This is a genomic window from Paraburkholderia sp. BR14312 (assembly GCF_040948675.1).
Lineage (GTDB): Bacteria > Pseudomonadota > Gammaproteobacteria > Burkholderiales > Burkholderiaceae > Paraburkholderia > Paraburkholderia nodosa_A.
In genome coordinates this window covers 174,437-198,304 of sequence record NZ_JBFPKI010000012.1, presented here as the reverse complement: position 1 = coordinate 198,304, position 23,868 = coordinate 174,437, and the positions used below count along the sequence as shown (strand labels likewise).

Sequence of the window (23,868 nt, the reverse complement as noted above, 5' to 3'; positions counted from 1 at the left end):
CTGTGTTAGCCTGGCGACCTGCGATTACCTGCTCAAGGATTGCATTCAGGGCGAGCACAACTAGATGGACGGACGGAAATGCGAAAGCATAGTGGCCTATCTTCGGCGCAGGATGGCTGAGCTCGAAATCGACCCAGAGGATGTCGCCGCTTCTATCGCCGCGGACCAAGAGCGACTGCGCGCGGCAAAGTACCGCGACGCCTTTGGAAATACCTGGGACGGCAAGGGCAATACCCCTCAGTGGGTCGTGCAGGCGACGAGCGCGGGCCAATCGCTCGAGCATTTTGCAATCCGTGTGCCAGCAGAACCACAATCGGGCAAGCGCGCTGACGTGGACTGGCGACGGGACCCGTTTGCTGGTACCAGACTGGCCACAGTCCGGCCTGAGCCACTTCACGCGTAAAAAGCTGTGCATAGCGTCTCGTGACCGGAGCGCGCTCATCGTTCGGAGAGGAAATCGGTAGTCTCGAAGAACTCTTCCAACCTCCTCTTGAGTGGACGCTCGTGCATCCAAACTTCTTTGGTCGCGACGTGCACGGAGTGTTTCACTGTCGACCCGTTGGCTATTCGACGTTGACGACGTCTGAGCAGCGATGGGAGCCCGGCGTAATAGCGATGTGCTTCGCAATGGTCGAGGATTGCCCGCAGAGGTCGGTCACCTTAAGCTTGGAAAGGTCGAAGACGAACTTCTTCCCCTTCCTTGTCACCAGAATCTCGCCAGCGCTCGTGGAGAAAGACTGAACGCCCGGTGCAGTGTCAGACACCGTCGCTACATTGGAGTCGACAGAGCACGAGTTGATGCTCTCCTCGGCCGGAGTGCCTGCCGTGTAGCTGAACTCGCTCACCTTCTCGTCGTCGACGGTCACATGCAGGTAATGGCTAACGATATTCCGGTCCGCCGTGCATCGGTACTTGACAGGTTTGGCCTGGCTCGTGCCAACGGCGCACGCAAGTGCAGGGACCGCCACGGCGAGGGTCGAGACAGTCCTCTGTATCAGGATTCGGGTCATTTTTGAATCGCTTCCCGCTCGCACGTGGGCGGGGTGTCTTCGATTTCACGCAGTCAGCAGGCGAATAATCTTCCGTTGATTTGCTGACGCGCCCAGAAATCTACTTCCGTACGCAGCGTGCCCTTGCTGACTGAACTCACCTAGACCTCAGGCTTTACGTTCGAACTCCCACAGCGCCGGCTGTGGTCGGTACGCGCCATTCCGGTCGGGTGCGAAGACATCCGGCATCGCATCCCCCTGATTTACCAGCACACCAGGTACGTTGTGGCCTTGTGCTTTCCAAACGCCGGTTTCCGGACACGTCTGCCCCGTTCGTACCGTCATTGGTCCACTATCCCGGCGTATTGGCGCGCCGTCTTCCGCTGCATCGAAGTTGCGCGCGAAATCAGCGAGGTCCTTCGGATACAGCAGATGGTCGCGGAAAGAGCTGTCGTCCAGCTGCAGCAGAAATGCGACCGCTGCCGCCTCAACTGCCCAGTAGCCGACGTAGGTACCCTTGCCATTCTTCTGGGCTTCCAGATGTCCGTCGTGCCATGGAGCTGCGGCCATTCCCGGATACCAGGCTTCGAGGTATTCCGTCATGTCGTCGACAGATTCCTTCTTCGTCTCGCGATAGAGACTGAACACGAGGGGCCGATACGGCACGTCGTGATACCAGCTATCTACGTTGATTCGACCATCGAGTTCGTAAGCCAGCAGGTCCTCATACAACGTGTCCTTCCCCCGATAGGAGGGGTCAAACATCTCGACGATGCGCGGCAGCAGGTCACGTCGATGCAGCAGGTAGCAAAAGCCGATGAGCTGCATCGCCGTTTCATATTCGCCAATTTCTTCAAAGACCAATGGCGGTTCGCCGGCATCCTGTCGATTCAGCCGTTGAGCTTTCGCGTACCGTTCAAAGGCTTCGAGAACCGGCTCAAGTTCACCACGCAGCAGCTTGAGGTCCGCTCCACCTGTATACAGGAGTAGGAAGCGTCGATAGACATCGGAAACGAGGTAGCGCTGCGTCAGCGCCTTCCGCTCGTTCTCATTGCTGCCGGTTGGCGCAGTATTTTCGGACCAGTACGCGATGCCGTCATCAAGGAGGTCCAAACGCCACTTGAAGTAGTCCTCGCCAAGAAAGCGTTGCCGCCGTGTCGAATCGAAGTCTTCGTTCATATCCATAATCTCTTAGCCCTAGGCTATCTTATCCTGCTCGCTTTCAGCTTGACCGCTTCTTCAACCTCTCCCTCCTTGTAGTGATGGGTGAAGGGAAGGTCGTGGTCAGTATGGTCGTGTTCAGCGCCCGTCGTGAGCGCTTCGACGTGTTGCACGGCGGACGGAAGGTAGAACGGGACGTACAGCAGATGTCGCGAGTACCCGGACCTCAAAATCGTGTTGACCAGGCCTTGGTCCGAAACGGCTCCGGAGAGTTTGGCTTCAATCCACTCGTGACTCATCTGGACCCGGGCGATTTTTGCACTGCTCGGTCCGGTCGCGGTGGTCTTGTCCTTCGGCGTTGTGTCCGCTGTCGGCGGTGCAGCGTCGGCTTGCTGCTTTCTCGCTGGGCTGCTCTCATTTGCGGAGCCACCCGGTGTTGGTTTTCCACCGCCAGGTGCGGGCTTACCGCCGCCCCCGGGCTTGCCACTACCTCTGGTCGGCAACGCTGGCCCTGCGTCGTCCGGCGGCTCAAGCAGGTCCTGGGCAGGAGGGCGCACCGCCTCCTTAATGGTTCCGAGCTTGCTGGCAATATTGTGCTTTGCGTTCGGGTCTTGCAGCTTTCGCGTTGTCGTCGACGATTTCATTTCGACGATGGCGAAGTCCTTCATCTGGTTGCTAAACGGGGCAGCACGCCAAACACCGTCGATGCCGTGACCACGTGCCTTGAGGTCGAAGAGCTTGTTCAGCTTGCCCTTATCGTTGAGCTTGCCCATAACCCGCAGTCCTGGCTGCTCACTCCACTTGCCGCTCGGGCCCTTGTCGTGGTCCTTCCAGCCATTTCCCCATTTAAGCTTTTCATAGCAGTAATAGTCGCCGATGTGCTCACCCAGAATGCCCGTGATATTCGTCGTGATGTCGGTGACAGCGAGCTTGGCATTGACGACGCCGCGCGAGGGCGTCGGCACAGGTCGGTCCTGGCCTGTTTTGGCTTCTTCGCCCTTTGCACCTGGCTTGTCAGTCGTTCGGTGCTCCTCGAGCGTGCTGACGGCTGACGAGTTCGGCTGCTTTTTGCGCCAATGAAGCAGCTTGCGCTGGACGAACTGCGCGAGCCAGTATGGCAGGTTAGTTTCTACAAAGGCCAGTGCCTGCATGAACGTGGCTTGAACACTGGTAGGCATCTCGCGATACAGCCAGGACTTCTGGATATGTTCACGAGCCTCCGTGAGGTACGTCTTGACGCCCGTTGCATCGAACAGCTTGTCGATGAGCGCATCCGGGCTGGTCTGGATGTGCGCACGCTGAAGCACCAGACGCAGAATGTCGAACAGCAGCGGGCCATATATTTCGGACTTGTGGTTGACCAGTCGAAACGTCCGCTTGACTCCGGCGCCGACGACAGGAACCCAGCCCACGACGGCGAATACCAGGTCGATGCCGGCCTCGATTTTCGTTATCTCGTCCACACTTTCGCGAGCGTTCCAGACGGTCCAGACGCTTTCCGTCGTGTCGTAGACGTTCTGCGCGACGTAGAAAAGCGGGAAGGCGTTAGACGCCATCGACAGCCCAATCTCCTTGGCCGCATCTTCGATTGCCTGCTGGTCGTCTGCGTTCATGTCACGTCCGGTCGGCCAGAGAATTTGTTGAACAGGCTGAAGAGGTTTTCGTCCGTGATGCCGTCATGGCCGCCTGCGTGGAGTTCCTTGAGGATGTCTTTCTGCTCAAGCGCCTTCGCAGCCTGCACGGGCTGCGGCGTGAAGGGTCGCGCATCTTCTCCGAAAAAGACCTTGGCCGGCCCGTCGGGCACGTCCCGAAGCAGGGCATGCCCGTTGCCGTCGAGCTTGCCCGCCATCGTCGTGCCGTTTTCGAACGCCACCTTGTAGGGCGCATTGGGCACCGCCTTCAGGTTGTCGTCCATCAGGTTGAGCTCGAGCTTGTTGTGGAGGTCGCCCTTCGGCAATGTGGGCAGGTCATAGGGACTGCTCGTGGGGCCGTTGAACGCATGCTGCGCACCCTTGATGTCTATCTGCCCGGGAGCATGAATCTCGATGTTGCCATCGTGGATGCGGATGTACGCGCCCCCAGCGGTCAGCAGGACGCCCTGGCTCGCAGCCACTTCCACGTTTTCGGAGGCCGACAGCACCTTCACTGTCTTCTGCGCGGTCAGCTCGATGTTGTCCGAGTGCGCGCGAATCTCGACCTTGCCCTTCGCGGCGAAGAGCTTCATCCCTGCGTTCTGGACGAAGAGGCTGATTTTGTCGGTCACGCTCGCAAGCAGCGACTTGCCAGTGGCGATGTGCGTGCTTTGACCGCTGACCAGGGTGAGCTGCTCGTCGGCGCTCACGTGCACTGACTGCTGCGTCGAGACGCCGATTCCCGCCGGGCTTGCCGCCAGGAGAATGGGCTCCTTGAACGCATTGGCCGAACCAGTGCCGCCGCCGGCAGTACGCCCCCCGCTCGCCTGGCCCTGGACGCTATCAGTCGACGCTGCGGTGAAGGCTTTGAGCGCGTCCTGGCCTGCTTGCAGGCTTTCGGCCTGATGCGTCGTGCTCGCGCTGCTGAGCGATTCGAGAAGGTTGCCTGCGCCTGACAACTGCCCTCGTGCGGCGCTTACGTCAAGTTGCTGCGCGTTCGTGCCTGCGGCTGCGTGAGTCGAGAGGAACAGCCCGCGGTTCGCGCGCAGCGCGCCGTAGGCATCGGTGCGTAGTTCGAAGCCGCTGCCGAGATAGCTGCCACGCGTGTTGCCGTCCTGGGCAATGAGGTAACCCATGTGCAGCATGGAGTTGCCTTGGGACGATAGCAATTGAAGCCGATTCTGGGCTGTTGCGTCGTCCATGACGAGCTGGTTGTAGCCGCCCGCGCCACCGTATTCTCGCGACCGAAAGCCAGAGAGGATGCCATTCGAGTGCCAATGCGGCTGCGTCGCGCCGTTATAGACATGCCCTGTCGCGATGGGCCGGTCGCAATCGCCTCCGACCCAGTCGATGGTCACTTCTTCGCCGATGCGGGGCACGTGGACGCTACCATAGCCGCTTCCCGTGTCCGAGAACGCGGCGCGCACCCAGCACGTCGCGGCGGACGCCTCACGTCGGTCCCAATGCATGCGCACGAGGATGCGGTTGAGCGAATCGGTGTAGACCTCTTCGTTCTCCGGGCCCGTCACCGTTGCCGTCTGAAGGTGCATGACCGGCTTGTGGTGTTCGAACGGGCTGCGAAACGGAACCTTCAGTCGCTGCGCCTCGACCTCGACGAGAAAGAAGCCATCGCTGCCATCGCCGACGGAATCTTCGACCGAGAACGTAGCTGCGCACTGCTCATAGGTAGCGCGAACCGCCGCCAGACGTTCAGAGAGGCTATGCGGGAACGCGTGAGTCTCGCCAACGGGGATATTGTTCCGGATGTACCACGAGGCTTCGATGACCGCGAACTTCCGGTCCTCGCCGTCGTCCTGCTCGTGCGCGGGATGGTTATCCAGCGAGAACCAGCGGCCGACGTCGATGCTGCGCAGGCCTCCGACGCCAAAAAAGCGCTTCGCGCGCGACTCCCACTCTTCCAGCTTGAGCTTGGTGAGCTTGTCGCCACGGTCGCTTTCCTGCCAGCTATAGGCGCCTGTGTATTCGTAGACCTCCGCCTGTTCCGGCAGGTCGCCCTGATTCGCGACAGTCGGAAACGAAGTCTCCTTGGTGGTACCAGGATTCTTGTAGTCAAAGGTGCGCGAGCTGTAGCTCGTGCTTTGAAGCGTGCGCGTGCCGGACCACTGCACAAGCGCTTCCGTCTGGCTGGAGCTGCCGGCACGGTAGAAGTCGACCTCCTGGGGCGACATGGCCTTGAGCGAATAGAGGTCATCGGTCACGACAAGCGTGTGCGACTTACCATCGTCGGCATGCTCGAAGTAGTAGAACCAGCCTTCGGACTCGAGCAACCGGTGCACGAAAGTCCAGTCGTCCTCGTACTGAACGCAGAATGACCGAACCGGTGATGCGTTTTGAATGTCAAACCGGAACGCCCCGGCCGCCTGCGGATGCATCTGAAAAACAGATTCGAGGATAGCCTCTACTGACTTGTCCTGGAAAACCTGCGCGTCCTTGCGGAACTTGAGGAAATGCAACCATGAGGAGTAGCCCAGTTGGTAACTCGTTAGCTCCCCGTCGGCGCCAAGCCGGCGCGCGGTATGCACGTAGCCATGCTGCGGGCGATAGGACTTGTCGGCACGCTGAAGCCAGAGAGTGACCGGCTGGGCGATAAGAGACTTCAGCTCGAGCGAGCTGTTCGTCGAGACAGCGTCGATGACGTATTCGAAGTTACGGCCAAGCCGTGAGGTACCCGTCACGATTTGCGGCAATAGCGCATTCGCCCCCGCAGGGGAGTCGAGTTTTACGAGCCGGTCAGCCTGGAATAATGCAGACTGCATAAATGAGATAATGTCCTGCGCTCCCATTTAGATTTTCCTTGTCGGGGCATCCCTTAAAGTCGACCGAAATCATAAGGGGATTTTTCCGGCTCGACAATTCCGTCTGATTGAAGCCCTCGACATTTAACATTCCCTGATGAAAACGTCATGACCGCGGCGCTCACCTGCGGGCAATCTTCTGCAGTCTTGCCTGATGTATCGCCATACGCCACGCGTTGATTGGCACGCCTCAACCAGCTTCGCATGGTCATTTTGATATGGCGGCACTCGTCGATGTAAGAGCGGTTGAATTGGGGCACACGGCAGTGATGGAACGCGTTGAAAAATCACCGCATCTCGCTAGCACCTCAGATTTCTTCATTTTCGTCTTCCCCCTTGAATAATCACCCGGAGACGCAACTATTCCCGTACTTTGCAAGTCCACCACACAGCCATAAACTAACTTCCAGGAACTGGACCGTGCGCCTGATTTTCCGAATTGGCCTAATCTTGCTGTCAGTACTCGCCGCGCTAGTTGTTGCGGGAACAGGCTATGAAGCGCTCCAGCGGCACCTCGCGACTGAGAACCATCAACCGCCGGGTGAGATGGTGAACATCGGCGACCGGCGCATACAGCTCAACTGCACTGGCAATGGCTCTCCGACCGTGGTGTTCGAATCCGGCCTGGGCATTAGCGGTTCGCTGGACTGGTCGGCCGTCCAGCCATCCGTTTCGAAGGTCACCCGCGCCTGTTCATATAGTCGCGCAGGAATCATGTGGAGCGACCGCAGCTCAGAAGCACAAGGCGCCAAATCGGTTGCTGAAGATTTGCATCGCGCATTGCAGGTCGCTGGGGAACGCGCGCCCTTCGTGCTCGTCGGTCAATCGCTCGGTAGCGCTTACATCATGACTTATACAAGGAGCTATCGCGTTGCAGAGAACGTTGGACGTTCCACACGGAAGACGTTAATCTGGAAGCACTTCATGAACAGTCTGACCACCGTCAAGGAGCTGGCACATGGAAGTGAGCACCGAAGCGCTTGTTGAGATGCTGTGTGAAGTCGAGGCAGAAGACCCAATCGACTATGCGGACCTACCGTTCGGCGAACAGGAGCTACGACGCCTTGTCATGTGCTCGCTGGTAGAACGGCACCACGTTGTAGAGGCGGCGATGTCGGACTCGGACCTCCATGCGATGTACCTGCTGAGCACCGCGAAGCTTGTTCTCGAGAACACGGTGCTCCACGCTCGTCTGCTTTTGCTTCAGGGACAACAGGTCGACATTCAGTCGCTCCTCGCTCCGTTCACCCTCAAGGGCAAAAAATAACGAGGCGGAATGCGTACCGAGAGAAGAGCTCGTTTTGTCTCCTCCTCAGTACGCAGCCAAGGCACCGCCTTCGCAAACCTAGCCGTGCAGAAACCGGTGCACGGCCCGTCAAACGCAGTATGCGAAATCTGCCGCGAATACGCTAGTCCGAGGTCGTCTCTTGAGCCCTGAGTTCAATCCATGTTGGCTGGTGCCTGACGCTCGCAAGAAACACGGCGAGGTCACCACGGGCTATAGATGCCGTCACATCGCTTTCCCGCGGCGCGAGACCTGGATAAAAAATGGCCCACCGGTAGTGGGCCTAGTCCATTCCACGTGATACATGGAGGAGACGCTTGAAAAGCGAGTATCGCCAGCGTACGCATCTCCTACACGCGAACGCCTGCTGACCAGCTGACGTTTAAGTCAGCCACTGTTTGATGTTGGCCGCCATGACATTTGTCGAAATGCCATAGCGGTCGTGGAGCGTCGGCAGTGCACCGGCGTCGAGAAACTCGTCGGGCAGCGCGACCTGTTTGAACGTACACGAAACGCCGGCGCTCAAGAGCGTGGTTGCGACAGCTTCACCCAAACCGCCTATAACCGTATGGTTCTCAGCGACGACGACCATGCGCCCCGTCCGCTTCGACTCGCGGATGATGGTCTCCGTGTCGAGCGGCTTGATGGTCGGAACGTGCAGCACTGCAACGTCCACCTTGTCCGACGCCAGCGCTTTCGCAGTTTCCAGCGCACGCATTGTCATGATGCCCGACGAGATGATGAGGACGTCGTTGCCATCGCGCAGCATCTTGGCTTTGCCGAGTTCGAACTGATAGTTGTACTCGTCGAGCACCGCGGGCACGTTGCCACGCAGAAGGCGCGCATAGACCGGACCCTTATGCGCCGCGATGGCCGGTACCATCTGTTCAATGTCGAGCGCATCGCACGGGTCAATTACCGTCATGTTTGGCATTGCGCGCATGAGCGCAAGGTCTTCAGCGGCCTGGTGGCTCGGGCCGTACCCGGTCGTCAGGCCAGGCAGCGCGCAGACGATTTTGACGTCGAGGTTGTCCTCGGCGATGGTCTGATGAATAAAATCATACGCTCGACGCGTCGCGAATACTGCATAGGTGGTGACGAACGGCTGCGCTCCTTCGTGGGCGAAGCCAGCGGCGGCACCCATGAGAAGTTGCTCTGCCATGCCCATCTGGTAGTACCGCTGCGGAAACTCCTTCGCGAAGATATGGAGGTCGGTGTACTTGCCCAGGTCGGCCGTCATGCCAATGACATTCGTCTTCGCGCGAGCCAATTCGACAAGTGCATGCCCGAACGGCGCGGAGCGTGTCACCTGGCCTTCGCCGGCGATGGACGCAATCATCGCCGAGGTCTTCAGACGAGGCTTTTTATCGACGACCGAGTTCATGCTTTGCTCCCTGCAAAAGTCTCATCAAGTGCATCCAGCGCCAGCTTCCATTCATGTGCGTCCACCCGGATGAAGTGGTTCTTCTCCCGTTGCTCGAGGAACGGTACGCCGCAGCCCATCTTCGTGTCGCACACGACGATTCGCGGCTTTGCCTCCTTCAGGTTTCGAGCGTTGTCGAATGCCGCCTTCACGGCATTGATGTCGTTCCCGTTCACGCGTTGCACATACCAGCCGAACGCTTCGAGCTTCGGAACGAGCGGCTCGAAGGCCATGATTTGCGTCGACGGGCCGTCGGCCTGCTGGTTATTGACGTCGACCATCGCAATCAGGTTGTCCAGCTTCCAGTGCGCTGCCGAGAGGAGACCTTCCCAGATGGCTCCTTCGTCAAGTTCGCCGTCGGAGAAGAGCGTGTACACGAACGATTTAGAGCCTTTGCGCTTGAGTCCGAGACACCGGCCCACGGCAATCGTTAGCCCCTGGCCGAGCGACCCACCGGACATCTCCATCCCCGGGGTGTAGCTCGCCATTCCGGACATGGGCAGACGGCTGTCGTCGCTGCCGTAGGTCTCCAGTTCTTCTTCGGGAAGAATGCCCGCTTCGAACAATGCAGCGTACAGCGCGATTGCGTAATGACCATTCGACAACAGGAATCGGTCCCGGTCCTCCCAGTCTGGCTCCGCCGCGCGGTAGTTCATCGCGCCGAAATATGAAACGGCCAGAACGTCAGCGATGTCGAGCGCTTGGCCGATATAACCCTGGCCCTGTACTTCGCCCATTAGCAAAGCGTTACGGCGGATGCGGTATGCGCGCTCAGCGAGCGACACATCCTCGATGACGGTTGTACTCATTTACTCGTCTCCTGGAAAGAGTTCGTTCAGCGATTGACAGTCTTTGCGGGCACGAAGAACACCAGAACCGCGCCCAGAACGACAGCCGTCGAAATGAAGATGAGGCCTGCTGTCGCGTGGCCGGTGAAGTCATTTAGCCATCCGACAATGGCGGGCGAGAAAAAGCCGGCCAGATTCGCGAAACAGTTGACCGCGGCAATTCCGGCCGCAGCGGACATACCGCTGAGAACAGCAGTAGGAAGCGCCCAAAACAATGACGACGACGCGAGGATGCCGGCAGCAGCGATGCTCACGCAGATAATCGAGGGACCCACGCTTCCGAGCATCGGCAGTGTGGCGAAAGCGGCGGCAGAAACCAGCATCGGAATCGCCAGATGCAAACGGCGTTCGCGGCGCTTATCGGCGCTACTTCCGAGTAACGGCAACGCGATGATGGCGCAAATGTACGGAATCGCGGTCAGGACACCAACCCACAGCGGGTCCGCGACACCTGTGCGACGGATGATTGTCGGCAGCCAGAAGGTGAGGCCGTATTGACCGAGAACTACACAGAAGTAGATTCCAGCCATTAGCCAGAGACGACGGTCGCGGACAAACGCACGGATGGACACGTGCTCGGTGGCCGCCGTACGGTCGCTTTCCACGTTGCGCTTGAGAAGTGCCTTTTCGTCATCGGACAGCCATTTCGCACTGGCGATTCCGTTGTCGAGATACAGAAAAATCGCGATGCCAAGGAGCAACGACGGGAGTGCCTCCAGCATGAAAAGCCATTTCCATCCTGCAAGTCCCTGGGCTCCCTGGAAGGAATGCATAATCCAGCCGGAAAGCGGGCCACCGAGGATGCCAGCCATTGGAATCGCCATGAAAAACATCGAGAGCGCTTTTGCGCGCCGGGCGGCCGGGAACCAGTAGGTCATGTACAGAATCACGCCCGGCGCGAACCCCGCTTCCGCGACGCCGAGCAGGAAGCGCAGTACATAAAACGTGGTCGGCGTCTTCACAAACAAAAAGCTTGCGGAAATCACCGCCCAGGTCAGCATGATGCGCGCGAGCCAATTTCGCGCGCCGACTTTGTGCAGAATGAGATTGCTCGGGACTTCGAAGAGGAAGTAGCCCAGAAAGAAAATGCCTGCACCGATGCCATAAATGGTTTCAGAGAAACGCAGGTCGTTGAGCATCTGCAGCTTTGCAAAGCCCACGTTCACCCGGTCGAGATACGCGCCGAGGTAACAAAGCATCAGAAAGGGAATGAGGCGACGGGCGACTCTTGCGTAAGTTCGCGCCTCAAAGTCTGATGAGTCGCTCGAAGCCGAGAGGTCTGCACCGATTCCCGGTGTGGCCAGTCTGGATTTCATGGGTTGTCTCCTGTCATCTGAGCTCGTCACGGTGACGGGCTCAGCGCCATGTCTCTGTGCCGCTTTGGCGGCAAGACGCCCCGGCTAGGGCAAGTGCGTCGTATGTTTATGCAATGTCGGAAGCGAAAGAGGGCACGTCACTTCAATGAATCAGCATGCCGCCGTTGACGTCGAGAGTGATGCCGGTCAGATAGGTGGAGAGGTCGCTTGCCAGGAACAGGCAGGCATTGGCGATGTCGTTTGCCTCGCCGAGACGCCCGAGCGGAATGCCCTTGATAATGTCCGCGCGCATCTCAGGCGTCAGCTTGTCGCCCGTGATGTCCGTCTGGATAAGGCCGGGCGTAATGGAATTGACGCGGATATGGTCGCCGCCGAATTCACGAGCCATCGCCTTGGCAAGCCCGAGAACGCCAGCTTTCGCTGCGCTGTAGTGCGGGCCGCCGAAAATGCCGCCGCCGCGTTGCGCGGAAACGGAAGACATGCAAACGATGCTGCCACGCTGCTGCTTCTTCATGTGCGGGATGACGGCCTGTGACATATACAGCGTCCCCAGCAGGCTCACGCCGACGACTGCGTCGAAGTTGTTCTTCGAGATTTCGAGTGTCTTGATGGGCTGCGTAATCCCCGCGTTGTTTATCAACGCGTCGATTCGGCCGTATTTAGCAGCGACTGCATCTGCTGCGGCGACGCAGGCTTCCTTGTCGGTGACGTCGCACGCCAGACCGAGATGACCTTCCCCGAGGTCACGCGCAGCGCTTTCCGCGTCCGCGAGGTTCAGGTCCAGAATTGCAATGCGCGCGCCGTGTGCTGCCATCGCCTTTGCCGTCGCTTTACCGATGCCGCGTGCCGATGCCGCGCCCGTGACGATAACGACTTGATTCCCGAGCAACATGTGGGTGTCTCCATTGATGAACTAGGTGTAGGCGAAGTTTGTCCGCCGGCGAACCTTGCATCAACGCAGTTCCCCTCAACCGTAGCTGAGAAATTTTCAGGCCCCAGGGTTATCCCTGTGAGCCCACCTTGCAGCGTTCAATTTCCTCTTCAATCCAGGTCAAAAATTTTGCAACTCGGGGCAATTCGGCGTTCTGGCTAGGGTAAACGAGATGATGTGCGCCAACCTCGACCGAATGGCTATTGTCGAAGACCTGCACAAGTGCGCCGTCCTTTATCTTTTGCGAAGCCATCATCACGCTTTCCAGAGCAATTCCGAGCCCTAGCGAAGCTGTCTCGATGGACATGTAGGAACGGTCGAACGAGAAGTCGAACGTCTTGTTCGCACCAGCAACCCCGGCCCGCCCAAACCATTGCCGCCACTGAACGAGAGGCGTCTCCGAATAGACCAGCCGCTGGGCCAGCAGGTCATCTGGAGTCTTCACCGGATGCCGCTCGAGATAGGCCGGCGACGCCAGCGGGGCAATGAATTCGCCCCGGACCGTGCGCACTTCAAGGTTGCTCCATTCTCCATAGCCATGACGAATGTCGATGTCGTAATACCCGTTCGAAAACGATACGTTCTCGTATGAGCAGGCGACGTTCAACTGAACGTCGCCATTTGCTTCCTGAAACGAGGATAGCCGCGGCAATAGCCACATCAGGCCGAAACTCGGGCTCGAATGCACGCGCAGGATGTCGACTTCCTTCTGGCTCGAGGCACGCTCAGTTGCCCGGCTGAGGTCTGCCAGCGACCCCGTCACATCGGCAAGATATCGCTCCCCGGTCGGTGTCAGGACGAGACCACGACCTGTCCGTTGAAACAGGGATTGGCCAATCATTGATTCGAGGTTGCTTAACTGATGGCTGACGGCCGACGCCGTAAGGTCAAGCTCTTCCGCTGCCCGGTTGACGCTCTTCGTGCGTGCAATGCTCTCGAAAGCAATGATGGCCTTCAACGGAGGAATTCGCATGGTCAAATTTTTTTCAGTCGCGATTGAACAAAACTGCATTGCCTTCGGACGGTGGTCGCTGCCATCCTCGACATCAACGATACGGACAGGAAAACAGTTGAAATGTTACCCCGTGTCAGGTCACCCAGTGGCCTAAAACATTGCCTCATATAAATATGGCGCGGTGCAGCAACCGCACAGGAGACGTAGATGAATACCCTGAATTCCCCTCCCAGCAAGCGATGCGTCCGTCGCTACTTGGTCGCCCCCAGCTAAGGAGCGCGACCGGCACTGAGTTCGGCTCGCTGCATTTGTAGCCACTCAGTTAAGCCTCCGAAATTTGTCACTCACTGCAGGCGGCTCTCGCAACCTGCGGTTGGAGCCGTTCGTTCGCAGTTTTCGCGACGGAGATGCGCAATGTCTGAACAACCTACGTTGTTGCTCGCGAAGTCAATCGTCAAAAGCTTCGGGGCTACCAGCGTCCTCAAGAGCTTCGACCTGTCTGTCCGTCCTGGAGAGGTGCACGCGTTCCTTGGTGGGAACGGAGCCGGGAAGTCGACGTTCATCAAGATTATCTCTGGCCAGCATCAACGGGACGGGGGCACGCTTCAATTCGCCGGACGCGACCTCGGTGGCTCCTCTGCATCGCCCGCTGACACAGGGGAGATTGCGGTTGTGAACCAGGAGCTGGCACTGCTGCCGCATCTGTCGGTCGCGGAAAATATCGCCATGCCCCGGATGCAACGCGCGCTCGGGACCTATAGCGAGCGAGCATCACGTGCTCTCGCGATTGATGCTCTATCGCTGATTGACCCGCAATTCGCACGGGAATCGGTTAGCCGTCTGGTGGGTGAGCTATCGCTTCACGAGCGACAGCTCGTCGAAATCGCTCGAGCACTCCGCTCTGGCGCGAGGCTGCTACTGCTTGACGAGCCGACAGCGAACCTCACTGCTGCCGAGACTGGGCGTCTTTTTGCGGTCATTCGAAGGCTGGTAGCGGAGACAAGTCTTGCCGTCCTGTTCGTATCTCATCGCATGCGCGAGATACGTCAGATTGCTGACGTTTGCACCATCATTCGCGACGGAAAAACAGCCGTCGACCGTGCGCCTCTAAATGCCATCACGGACCGCGAAATCGTCGACTATATGGGGCAATCCGTCGAGCCTGACCAACAAACCGAGGTCAGCCTGGAAGCTGCATCGGATTTGCGGGAAGGTCACGACACAAGTCACGACAATCGTGGCACCGCGCAAAGGCCCATCATTGTCCGCCTCGACGATATCGAGCTCGAAATACGTCCGGGGGCCATTGTGGGACTCGCGGGCGCTCCGACCGGTCCTCTGGCGCTCATTGAGGCCCTAACGGGACTCGGCCCAAAATCTCGATGGGATATCGAGCGCGCTGGCAAACCGGTCAAGCATCGCGGGCCGTCAGGCGCGGCTCGCGCCGGGGTCGGCTATATATCTGGCGACCGCGCAAATAAGGGCATTCTCGCAACGCTTCCAATCATCGACAACCTGATGGCAGCGCGGCGCATCGTCGAGCGAAAAAAGATAGCTCGTGACGAAGAGCTTCGGCAGGGGCAAGCCCTCCTCGACGCGCTCAATATACGTGCTGGTTCCCTATGGCACCTCCCTTCAACTTTGAGCGGTGGCACGCAGCAAAAAATCCTCGTTGCGCGCTGGCTGAATCTGAAACCGAAACTGCTGGTGCTCGAGGAACCCACGCGCGGAGTCGACATTCGGACAAAGCGGGAAATCTACGCACTCGTTCGCAAGCTCGCCAGACAGGGCACGGCAGTCGTCTGGTGGTCGACTGAGTACCTGGAACTGGTCGAACTTTGTGACACGGTGCTCGCATTTGACCTTTCCGGGCGGCCGACCGGCATTCTTCGTCACACAGACGTTAGTGAAGAGAGCCTTGCTAGCGCTACAGGAATGGCCGCCTGAAACATTGAACGTTTCGGACATCGAAGATTAAGTCAGGAGACAAAACATGAAAGCAGTGACGCATTCAATACGGAGCGGTTCGAAGGATTCTGGCGGTGGTATCCGGCGCATATTGTCGACCTATCGTACCGAAATTGCTATCGCGATTGCCATTGTTGTCATCGAACTTGCTGTCGGCATGGTCGTTCCGGCTGCGCTATCGATGGGAAACTTAGCGAACGTTACCCAGGCTGCGGCACCGCTCGTCATCATGGCGTTCGGTGTACTCCTCGTGATTATCACGGGTGGTATCGACCTGTCAGTCGGCTCAGTCTTTTCCCTGACAGGCATGGTCACCGGTCTCGCGATGTCACATGGCTATGGCGCCGTCGTCAGCAGCATCGCAGGCTTGGCTGTCGGTTTCATCATCGGTTCGATTAATGGCGCACTCGTGACCTTCGTAGGTCTCGCGCCATTCGTCGTCACGCTTAGTACGTATGCCATCGCTGGAAGTCTGTCGTTCATCGTCACCGACGGCCACTCGCTTCCTATCAACGACCCGAACTATTGGATTCTCAACTCCGGAACATTGATTCCAGGAGTCATCAACTACGTGTTCTGGTGCGTGCTGCTGCTGATTCTTATCGAGTTTTTCCTGCGAAAGGTTGTGGCCGGAAGATGGCTTTATGCAGTCGGCAGCAGCAGCTCATCCGCTCGTGTCATCGGTATTCCGGTTAACCGCGTTCGTTTGTCCGCGTATGTAATTTCGGGATTGCTCGCGTCATTTGCGGGCATCGTGAGCATCTCGTACATCAGTAATGCAGAGGCAACGGCGGGGTCCGCCCTGATGCTTCAGGCAATCGCGGCGGTGGTCATCGGGGGCGCAAGCCTATTCGGCGGCACCGGGTCGGCCATCGGTGCGCTACTCGGCGCGCTGATGATAACGATTATCCAGAACGGCGCGAATCTCATTGGCGTGAACAGTTTCTGGCAAGGCACCGTGACGGGTGTCGTGATTCTCATCGCGGTGCTTGTCGACCGCGTCACCAAAGCACGGCGATAAGCCGGCGGCACAACACTCAGCAAGGAGACAATGATGAACGTTTTTCGACTCGCCAGATTTCACCACCTTGGGAAGCCGTTGACCACGATGGCTGTCTGTAGCGCGCTGGCTTGCGTCGCGATGGCATCACAGTCGGCGCTCGCGCAGGCCAAACAGACGGTTGCGTACATCGCACCGTCCTTGGACATTTCGTACTGGCAATGGGTCGCGTACGGAGTGAAAGAGCGCGCGAAAGAACTGGGCATGAACTACGTGGAATTCACCTCCGAGAATTCTCCTGCCAAGCAGATGGACAACGTAAAGACGGCGCTGACGCGAGGCGTCTCCGCTATTGTCATGGGGCCCGTCAGTTCGACGAGCACGCCTCCGGTATTGAGGCTGCTAAAGGAAAAGTCTGTCCCCATCGCGTTTGCTGGCATCGGTCCACAGGCTGGACAGACCGACTATACGTCGGCGGTCACCGCCAATAATTATGAAACCGGCAAGGCACAGGGCTCGTATGTCTGCAAGCTGGCGAAGGAGCGCGGCGGTAACAAAATTGCGATGCTGTCGCTTCCGCAAGACCGCGAGAACGCGCAAAAATATATGAAGGGCGCAAAAGAATCGTTTGCTGCGGACGGTTGCGACCTGGTTCAGGTCCTTGAGACCCACGGTCTGACCGTCAACGAGGCTGTTTCGCAGGCGAACGACATTCTGACCGCCCACCCCGACGTTAAGGCCATCTACGGGATGTACGATGAAGCGGCGACGGGCGCAGCCAAAGCGCTTCAAACGCGGGGACTCACAGGTAAGGTTGCCGTTGTGACGGCGGATGGAAGCCCGACCACCATCAAGCTGTTGCGTGATGGTGCCGTCCAGGGAATTTTCCTGCAGGAAGCCGTTGGCCAGGGTATCGACGCCACCACTCAGGTGAACAACGCTTTGAACAAGAAGCCAACGACTCAGGAGCTGGCGCTTAAAGAGCCGCTCGTTACGAAGGAAACGATTGACCAGCCCACCACCCAGGCTACTGTGAAGCGCGTGTATCCGCCGTCGGCCGGCAGCTACTAAGCGCATTTGCTCGTGCGACGGCCGCCTGTGGACGAACGGGCGGCCACGTGCCTTGATTCAAACGTATTCGGAGACATTGTGGACAACCTTCCCATCATTGACCCGCATCATCATCTTTACGACCTGAAGAACGGCGACTATCCGTGGCTTCAGGGGCCCATGCTTGAGCGCGTTTTCGGTGATTACTCGGCGATTCGTGAGGACTATCTGATTGGAAACTTTCTGGCCGACATCAAGAACCAGAATGTCGTCAAGACGGTCCACCTGCAGGTCGAATATGACCATAATGACCCGCTGGCGGAAACGCGGTGGCTCCAGGGCGTGGCAGACAAGCACGGTTATCCGCACGGAATCGTCGCCTTTGCAGACTTGTCGTCACCGAAGGTCCAGGAGGTCATGGAGGCACATCTCGAATATCCGAACGTGCGCGGAATCCGACAGTGTCTTAATTTCCATCGTGACCCAGTCAAGACGTTCATTGACAGTCCGCACCTCATGAGCGACCCGCAATGGCGAGCGGGCTATTCCCTCTTGCGACGCTACAACCTGTCCTTCGATTTGCAACTGTACTGCACGCAGATGGAAGAAGCGACGGCGCTGGCCCAGGCTTATCCCGATACTCCTGTCATTCTCAACCATACTGGCATGCCGGTGGACCGTATGCCCGCCGAAGTCGAAGGCTGGAGAAAAGGGATGAGGATGCTGGCATCCGCGCCAAACGTTTCGTGCAAGATTTCGGGGCTCGGGATGGCGGACTGGAAGTGGACAGTCGACAGCATTCGGCCGTTTGTTCTCGATGCAATCGATGCATTCGGCGTCGAGCGATGCATGTTCGCGAGTAACTTTCCTGTCGACAAGTTGTTCAGCAGTTACGATGCGGTCTTTGATGCCTTCAAGGCAATTACGAAGGACTTCTCTGAATCCGAGCGTCGTGCACTGTTCCACGACAATGCAGAGCGCGTCTATCGACTCTGATGGGCTACCGAGCATCTTTGGGGCGCGGTTTGCTGGCTCGCTGTCCTGGCACAGCCATCCGAGTCATCATGACCGGGTTTATGGTCGGCACCGCAGCAATAGTTTCGTGCCATGCTTCGCGCCCCAGTATATGCAAGACCAAAATAGGTGCGTGACGCGAAGAGCGCATGCAGTTCACGCGGTCGACGAGCTTGTGGACACCTAGACTCGTGGCAGCAGACTTTAACCGCAAGCTGTGCAACTGCAGGCGTGAGCCCGGCCGTTTTGTCCAAATAGTGTAAGTTTGTGTAATTGACGGCGGCAAGCCATTTAAATGAAGCTCGTGTCCTGAGCAAGGTGAGAAACGCTCTCCGACCGAGCGTTCATCGTGTCGAAGACGCGCACCCCGGGCGGGATATGCTTGCGCGGGCACCAAACCGAGGAACACAAACGGCCCAGCGAACCAGCGCAGCGGCGAAGACTGCGTTCATACGGGGGGAACCAGGACGCAAATGTTTCTCAACGTCGTCGAGTGCAAGTTTTAGAATTAAATCCCTAATAGTTGTTCACGCAACTACATCGGTTGCACGCGCGACGTAATACACTCTGACTATTGTTCAAGACACTTTCGCAATCAGTTTTGGAAGAGTTCGGATTGAGCAGAACGGACTTCCGTGGCCTTCTCCTCGCGGTCCGCTTGCGGGGGTGCCTGCATTGGCGGCACAAACAGGTATTTTCCGCAGACGGTCCACAGAACTAGAGCCGTCCAGCATGGTGCCCCGTAAAGTTTCGCCGTTCCTGGCCGATAAATGGATTCGTGAGGCAGCAAGGCGTCTTGCTTAACGTGCCTTCCTAACATGCACATGGGCGCCGCGCATCCATCCGGGATGCAAGCGAAGACCAAGAATACAGAGAGATAAAGATGGGGAATTCGGCTGCTCGCCGCTCGCCCGATTTGCGAGCAGATTCGCGGTCGTCAAGTCTTGCCAGCCACCCTGCGGACGTCTGGCAACTATTGCTAGCGTTCATGGTAACAACGCTCACCTGTCTCGCCAGCGGAGCGCTCAAAACCATGGCGGGAGAAATCGCGCCAATATGGCTAACCAACGCGGTGCTGCTGTCACAACTGATGGTTGCACCGCCTCGGCGACGGTATTCGGTTTTCGCCGGTGGTGTGCTTGGCAATCTGGCTGCCAATCTTTTCGTGGGCGAGAGTTTCGGCGTATCTGCGTCCTATTCGTCTGCCGACATCGTTGAGGTACTTATCGCCCTTGCCTTTGCACCACGCATCTCGACCGTTTCCGAGATGGTTCGGGCGAGGCCGCTGACGAGATTTGTGGCGGGCGGCGTACTGCTTGCGCCTGCGGTGTCGGGCGTCCTTGCGATGACGCTACTGCATGGACGACTAAGTGGGCGGCTGCTGCCTGACCTCGCCAACTGGTTTATTTCGGATGCCCTGAGTCTCGCCATCTTCACGCCTGCCGCGCTTGTTTTCTGGACTGGTGACGTGGCTCATTTGCTGCGCGCCGACCAGCGCCGCAAGACTGCGTTCCTGTTACTGGTGGTTTGCATTGCCACGGTAGGCGTGTTCGGCCAAAGCCGTTTTCCGCTCCTGTATTGGGCGCTCCCGCCCATTGTCCTGCTCGCATTTCAGGCAGACCTCGCAGGTGTCATGGTTGGCCTGCTTCTGTGCCTCGCAATCGCCGTCTCTTTCACCCTGCGCGGAACGGGCCCGCTATGGGTCTTCCCCTATGAAACGATGCAAGGTCGTATCTTCGGCCTGCAGCTTTTCCTCGTCGCCGCATTGGGCATCGCTTTGCCCATCACCGCCACCCAGGCCCAGCGCAACCGGCTCTTCATGATGCTGCGTGACGGCGAACGTCGATATCGGGTGCTCGCCGAAAACGCGACTGATATCGTCATGAGTCTCGGGTTGGACGGCAGGCTGACCTACGTGTCCCCGCGTATCACCTCATTGTTGGGGCACTCGCCCGAGCACCTCACCGGTACACACCTGACCGACCTGGCGTTAGCCGATGACCGCGATGCGCTCGCAGCGGCCATAGCGAAAGTAGCCTCGGGTGAGGTCGAAGCTTCTGAAACCAGTCGCCTCCGACACATGAACGGTAGCGTTCTATGGATGGAGGCCCACCTGCGCTGCGTAATCGAACCGTTCTCGGGAAAGCCCGATTCTCTGACCGCTACGGTCAGAGACATCACTGAACGAACGCTATTGGAGAAACGTGCCGCTGAAGAAAGAGCCGAGTTACGCGGCCTCGCCTTCCGGGATGGACTGACTGGACTGTTCAATCGGCGCCATTTCGACCGCGAGCTGGCGCATCACTGGCAACAGGAGTCGCGTGCCGACAAGCGGGGATATCTGGCCGTCATCATGACGGACGTTGACGCGTACAAGAGCTATAACGACTTCTACGGCCATCAACGCGGCGATGAATGCCTGCGCATCGTTGCCGGAACAATTGCATCGTCGGCCGCGCGCTTTACTGACACCGTAGCGCGATATGGCGGCGAAGAATTTGCGTTGATATTGCGCGACACCGACCGGGATGGCGCACTAGTCGTAGCCGAGCGAATCCGACAGGCGGTAGAAAGCCTCCGTCTTCCGCACCGGGGGAGCAATTCCGGGATTGTTACCATCAGCCTCGGTGTCGCCGTCCTCCACACGAGCGATGGTCACGACCCGACGCTCCTGGTGGCTGCAGCGGACCGGGCGCTCTATGCCGCCAAACGACAAGGTCGCAATTGCACATGCGTGGCAGATGGAGTTGACGAGGCGTCGGTAGACATCTAGCTTGCTCGAATACGCAGACAATCGTTTGCACGCGTGTTTGAAGTCCTGCGAACGCGCGACGACGTGGATTGGAGGCGGATGGTATTCCGAGCTGCGCAGCGTGACAGCCGGTGCTGAAGGTTCTCATACAATCGGCGTTGGGTTAACACGTCGGGCGAGGTCGTTTGCACATGGAGCAGGAAGAGTACAAAGGTTACGTGCTATGGGGGCACGCCATCGCGCAACAGAACTCCTTGCCCCGGTGCGTTATGCCGCAAGCGGCCCGATTACTCGGGAGCACAGACCGGTCGAGGCTTCCGTCATACTTGGCATCTTCGGCACGCCAGACGACGCGCAGGTGGCGGGACTGGCTTAGGCTCGTGCGTGGGTGGACTCGCACGGGTAGCGTGTGCCCGTGCAGACAAGCGCTTGCGGCGCTCAAAAGAACGTTTCGCGGCGTATAGCGGCGACGCTCGCGCCTAGGCGCAACAGGCTCGTGGACTGCTGCGCCGGGTCAGGCGCCAGCTTGATGACGGTACCCTTGCGCAGCACGACCCCGTCGGGCTCTGCACGAGGGGCGGTCGTCACGCGCACGACTTCGCCCTGCGCGCTGAGCTGCACGAGCCCGGCACCGCGAAGCGCAGGCAGTGGACGCGGTGCGTCCGGTGGCGGCTGGCCGACATCCTGCGCAGATAGCCAGGCTGCGACGGTTATCGATTCGCTGAGACGCAGAAGTTGAAAAAGCCCGGCGCCGCGCGTAACCGGGACCTTAGCCCATCGCGGGCGCGTCGGCGTCAGGTCGCGGTGCCGTGCGCGTCCAGTAGCGGGCCGATGACATGAAGCAGGCGCCCTATCGGCGTGTGCTTCATCAGGAGGACGTCCCATAGGTTGCCTGTCGGACAGGGCGGTAGCGCAGCCGACAGCATCACAACGGGAATGGTTGCCGTCGCAGGGTCGGCCTTCAGCCACCGGCAGAAGGCAACGCCATCGACCGCCGGCATCATCCAGTCGGTGACGATGACGTCCGGGCGTCCGGCTGCCGTGACAGGCATGGCCGCGAGGCCGTTCGGCGCCGTGAGCACACGATAGCCCTCCGCCTCGAGGAGTATCCGAAGCGGACGAAGGATGTTCGGGTCGTCATCAACCAGGAGAATCGAGGCCATTGCACAATGGAAGCAGAGGATACTGATACTCTTGAATTGTCTGCGCAAACGGTCTGCCGCCCGCCGCAGCGCACAAGCGCGACAGCGGAGCGACAGGGTTCCTGTGCCGGGCATGCCGGCGAGCTGGCGTCTGGCCGCTCTACGAGCAAGTCTTCCGAATCTTCGTCAACGCTATCCGGGCCGCTGTCAGCAGTCCGCGATGGAGCGGGGGCAGCCACTATGCGCGTCAATGGGAGGGCATGACACTCGCCCACTCGACGGTCTCGCAGTTGCATGCCGCTAGTATGCTCAGTGTCGGTAAGGCGCCCCGTCCTCGATGGACGATGATGGGCTGTCGCTCGGACCTCCCGCAAACAATCTTGCACCTAAGCCTTGAGTGCGGAAGCCAAGACACAGCACATAGGAATCCGAAGTTCCCCGGCATCGCGCCGATACGTCTGTCGACCATCGCGACCGAGAAATCCACGCCGGCGACGTCCGCACCACGGCGCCTGGCTGCGGCAGCGAGGTAGCCAGGCCCGCATGCGACGTCGAGAAAGCGCGTGCCACGCCCCACGCCAAGCGTCTCGAGCATCGCGCGGTTCGACTGGGCAGTCAAATCGCCGAAATACGTGTGATAGGCCTGCGCGACACGTTCCCAACCTTCGTGCTCGAATGCGCCGAAGTCGGCTGGTCCCATTTTTGTCTCCACTCTTTCAACACCTTAGCGCGTTGGGGCGCAGGGCTTCATGTTCCTCGCAAGGAGGATGGCAGCGCTTGAGCTGACGGGCTGACGGCCTGACGACCAGCGAAAATCACGCCGTGTTTGCAAAGAATTGACGACCAAGATGGGAAAATGGCGCCAAATGGGCTAGTTCCGTATACATTTTGCAATCAAATGCTTGCTGACAGGGGAGTCGTTCGTATACGTAATTGAGCCCTTTTTGTATACGCAACTAATGTAAGTTGGCAGCTCGATTCGATTCACCTTGACTCGACGCTAAGGCTTCCTAGAGTGGTTAGGAAACCACTCGGGGATAGACCCAGGGAATGCGACGATGACAGATCTTGTGGACCGCGCACGCGGCGCTTTGCATGCCCAACCGTTCAGCGTGCTGCTCGGAACGGAACTGACACACGTGGGCGCCGACGAACTGACCCTGCGCCTGCCGGTACGCGACGACCTCAAGCAGCAGCACGGCTACGTGCATGGCGGCGTGATCAGCTATCTCGCCGACAACGCGCTGACCTTTGCCGGCGCGCTGGCCCTTGGGCCGCGGGTGGTGACGGGGGAATACAAGATCAACTATCTGCGCCCGGCGCTCAAGGGCACGCTGATGGCGCGCGCCCGTGTAGTGCACGCGGGGCGCCACCAGGCCACCTGCCAGTGCAGCGTGTACGTGATGGAAAACGGCGACGAAAAGCTCGTGGCGCTGGCGCAGGGGACGGTGAACCGGCTCGCGGAAGGCAGCGGGCCGGAAGACAAAAGTCCGACGAACTGAAAAGTCTGCGCCGCAAAACAAAGCGCGCGAGGTGAAGCGGGTTTGTCCCGCCTCCTCTCGCGCGCTTTTTCGTGCGTCAGGCGCG

At 58.8% G+C, this 23,868-nt stretch carries 20 protein-coding genes and 2 pseudogenes; 10 read left to right on the top strand and 12 right to left on the bottom strand.

The features are described from left to right. Positions 1–64: 64 nt before the first annotated feature. A complete protein-coding gene (locus AB3X98_RS30580) occupies positions 65–403 on the top strand; it encodes an H-NS family nucleoid-associated regulatory protein (RefSeq protein ID WP_368604937.1) in 339 nt (112 codons plus the stop codon). Between the two features lie 160 nt (positions 404–563). On the opposite strand, the gene AB3X98_RS30575 is transcribed toward AB3X98_RS30580, so the two are convergent. The 4 genes from AB3X98_RS30575 to AB3X98_RS30560 form a co-directional block, all read right to left on the bottom strand. After that, the gene (locus AB3X98_RS30575) at positions 564–1,010 is read right to left on the bottom strand and encodes a hypothetical protein (protein WP_368604938.1); all 447 of its coding nucleotides are present in this window, start codon (positions 1,008–1,010) and stop codon (positions 564–566) included. Between the two features lie 147 nt (positions 1,011–1,157). Then, positions 1,158–2,168, bottom strand: a complete 1,011-nt coding sequence (locus tag AB3X98_RS30570; protein ID WP_069261845.1) for a PoNe immunity protein domain-containing protein — start codon at positions 2,166–2,168, stop codon at positions 1,158–1,160. 23 nt (positions 2,169–2,191) lie between these two features. Next, positions 2,192–3,763, bottom strand: coding sequence for a hypothetical protein (locus tag AB3X98_RS30565; RefSeq protein WP_368604939.1), 1,572 nt, complete (start codon positions 3,761–3,763; stop codon positions 2,192–2,194). Then, positions 3,760–6,585: a type VI secretion system Vgr family protein gene (locus AB3X98_RS30560; protein ID WP_368604940.1), complete on the bottom strand. Its 2,826-nt coding sequence runs from the start codon at positions 6,583–6,585 to the stop codon at positions 3,760–3,762. The genes AB3X98_RS30565 and AB3X98_RS30560 overlap by 4 nt, the downstream gene beginning before the upstream one ends. 432 nt (positions 6,586–7,017) lie before the next feature. On the opposite strand from AB3X98_RS30560, the gene AB3X98_RS30555 reads away from it, so the two are divergent. After that, the gene (locus AB3X98_RS30555) at positions 7,018–7,584 is read left to right on the top strand and encodes an alpha/beta fold hydrolase (RefSeq protein WP_368604941.1); all 567 of its coding nucleotides are present in this window, start codon (positions 7,018–7,020) and stop codon (positions 7,582–7,584) included. Next, the gene (locus AB3X98_RS30550) at positions 7,556–7,864 is read left to right on the top strand and encodes a hypothetical protein (RefSeq protein WP_069261428.1); all 309 of its coding nucleotides are present in this window, start codon (positions 7,556–7,558) and stop codon (positions 7,862–7,864) included. Before AB3X98_RS30555 ends, AB3X98_RS30550 begins: the two co-directional genes overlap by 29 nt. A gap of 400 nt (positions 7,865–8,264) precedes the next feature. Here the strand turns inward: AB3X98_RS30550 and AB3X98_RS30545 are convergent, their stop codons facing one another. The 5 genes from AB3X98_RS30545 to AB3X98_RS30525 all read right to left on the bottom strand — a co-directional run bounded on the left by AB3X98_RS30545 (position 8,265) and on the right by AB3X98_RS30525 (position 13,373). After that, positions 8,265–9,266 (bottom strand): transketolase family protein, encoded by a 1,002-nt coding sequence (locus AB3X98_RS30545; protein WP_368604942.1) that lies wholly within the window; start codon positions 9,264–9,266, stop codon positions 8,265–8,267. After that, positions 9,263–10,114, bottom strand: a complete 852-nt coding sequence (locus AB3X98_RS30540; RefSeq protein ID WP_069261430.1) for a transketolase — start codon at positions 10,112–10,114, stop codon at positions 9,263–9,265. Before AB3X98_RS30540 ends, AB3X98_RS30545 begins: the two co-directional genes overlap by 4 nt. Before the next feature lie 26 nt (positions 10,115–10,140). Then, positions 10,141–11,469, bottom strand: coding sequence for an MFS transporter (locus tag AB3X98_RS30535; protein ID WP_069261431.1), 1,329 nt, complete (start codon positions 11,467–11,469; stop codon positions 10,141–10,143). Positions 11,470–11,611: 142 nt separating this feature from the next. After that, positions 11,612–12,361 (bottom strand): SDR family NAD(P)-dependent oxidoreductase, encoded by a 750-nt coding sequence (locus AB3X98_RS30530; RefSeq protein WP_069261432.1) that lies wholly within the window; start codon positions 12,359–12,361, stop codon positions 11,612–11,614. Between the two features lie 109 nt (positions 12,362–12,470). Next, the gene (locus AB3X98_RS30525) at positions 12,471–13,373 is read right to left on the bottom strand and encodes a LysR substrate-binding domain-containing protein (protein ID WP_069261846.1); all 903 of its coding nucleotides are present in this window, start codon (positions 13,371–13,373) and stop codon (positions 12,471–12,473) included. A gap of 396 nt (positions 13,374–13,769) precedes the next feature. On the opposite strand from AB3X98_RS30525, the gene AB3X98_RS30520 reads away from it, so the two are divergent. From AB3X98_RS30520 to AB3X98_RS30495, 6 genes and pseudogenes are all read left to right on the top strand, one after another. Continuing rightward, entirely contained in the window at positions 13,770–15,302 is a 1,533-nt protein-coding gene (locus AB3X98_RS30520) for a sugar ABC transporter ATP-binding protein (RefSeq protein WP_368604943.1), read from the top strand. Positions 15,303–15,348: 46 nt separating this feature from the next. Beyond that, positions 15,349–16,344 (top strand): ABC transporter permease, encoded by a 996-nt coding sequence (locus tag AB3X98_RS30515; protein WP_368604944.1) that lies wholly within the window; start codon positions 15,349–15,351, stop codon positions 16,342–16,344. Positions 16,345–16,374: 30 nt separating this feature from the next. After that, positions 16,375–17,394 (top strand): substrate-binding domain-containing protein, encoded by a 1,020-nt coding sequence (locus AB3X98_RS30510; protein WP_368604945.1) that lies wholly within the window; start codon positions 16,375–16,377, stop codon positions 17,392–17,394. A gap of 78 nt (positions 17,395–17,472) precedes the next feature. Beyond that, positions 17,473–18,369, top strand: coding sequence for an amidohydrolase (locus tag AB3X98_RS30505; protein ID WP_368604946.1), 897 nt, complete (start codon positions 17,473–17,475; stop codon positions 18,367–18,369). Between the two features lie 1,006 nt (positions 18,370–19,375). Then, entirely contained in the window at positions 19,376–21,160 is a 1,785-nt protein-coding gene (locus AB3X98_RS30500) for a diguanylate cyclase (protein ID WP_368604947.1), read from the top strand. Positions 21,161–21,330: 170 nt separating this feature from the next. Beyond that, a pseudogene (locus tag AB3X98_RS30495) lies at positions 21,331–21,515 on the top strand (hypothetical protein). A 62-nt stretch (positions 21,516–21,577) separates the two neighbouring features. Here AB3X98_RS30495 and AB3X98_RS30490 read toward each other — a convergent pair. The 3 genes and pseudogenes from AB3X98_RS30490 to AB3X98_RS30480 all read right to left on the bottom strand — a co-directional run. After that, positions 21,578–21,760: a hypothetical protein gene (locus AB3X98_RS30490; protein ID WP_368604948.1), complete on the bottom strand. Its 183-nt coding sequence runs from the start codon at positions 21,758–21,760 to the stop codon at positions 21,578–21,580. Between the two features lie 173 nt (positions 21,761–21,933). After that, positions 21,934–22,302, bottom strand: a complete 369-nt coding sequence (locus AB3X98_RS30485; RefSeq protein ID WP_368604949.1) for a PleD family two-component system response regulator — start codon at positions 22,300–22,302, stop codon at positions 21,934–21,936. A 436-nt stretch (positions 22,303–22,738) separates the two neighbouring features. Then, positions 22,739–22,981: pseudogene (locus AB3X98_RS30480) on the bottom strand (class I SAM-dependent methyltransferase); the annotation flags it as partial. Between the two features lie 358 nt (positions 22,982–23,339). Between AB3X98_RS30480 and AB3X98_RS30475 the strand changes: the two are divergent. Beyond that, the gene (locus AB3X98_RS30475; protein ID WP_069261437.1) at positions 23,340–23,783 is read left to right on the top strand and encodes a PaaI family thioesterase; all 444 of its coding nucleotides are present in this window, start codon (positions 23,340–23,342) and stop codon (positions 23,781–23,783) included. The last annotated feature ends 85 nt before the right edge of the window (positions 23,784–23,868 follow it).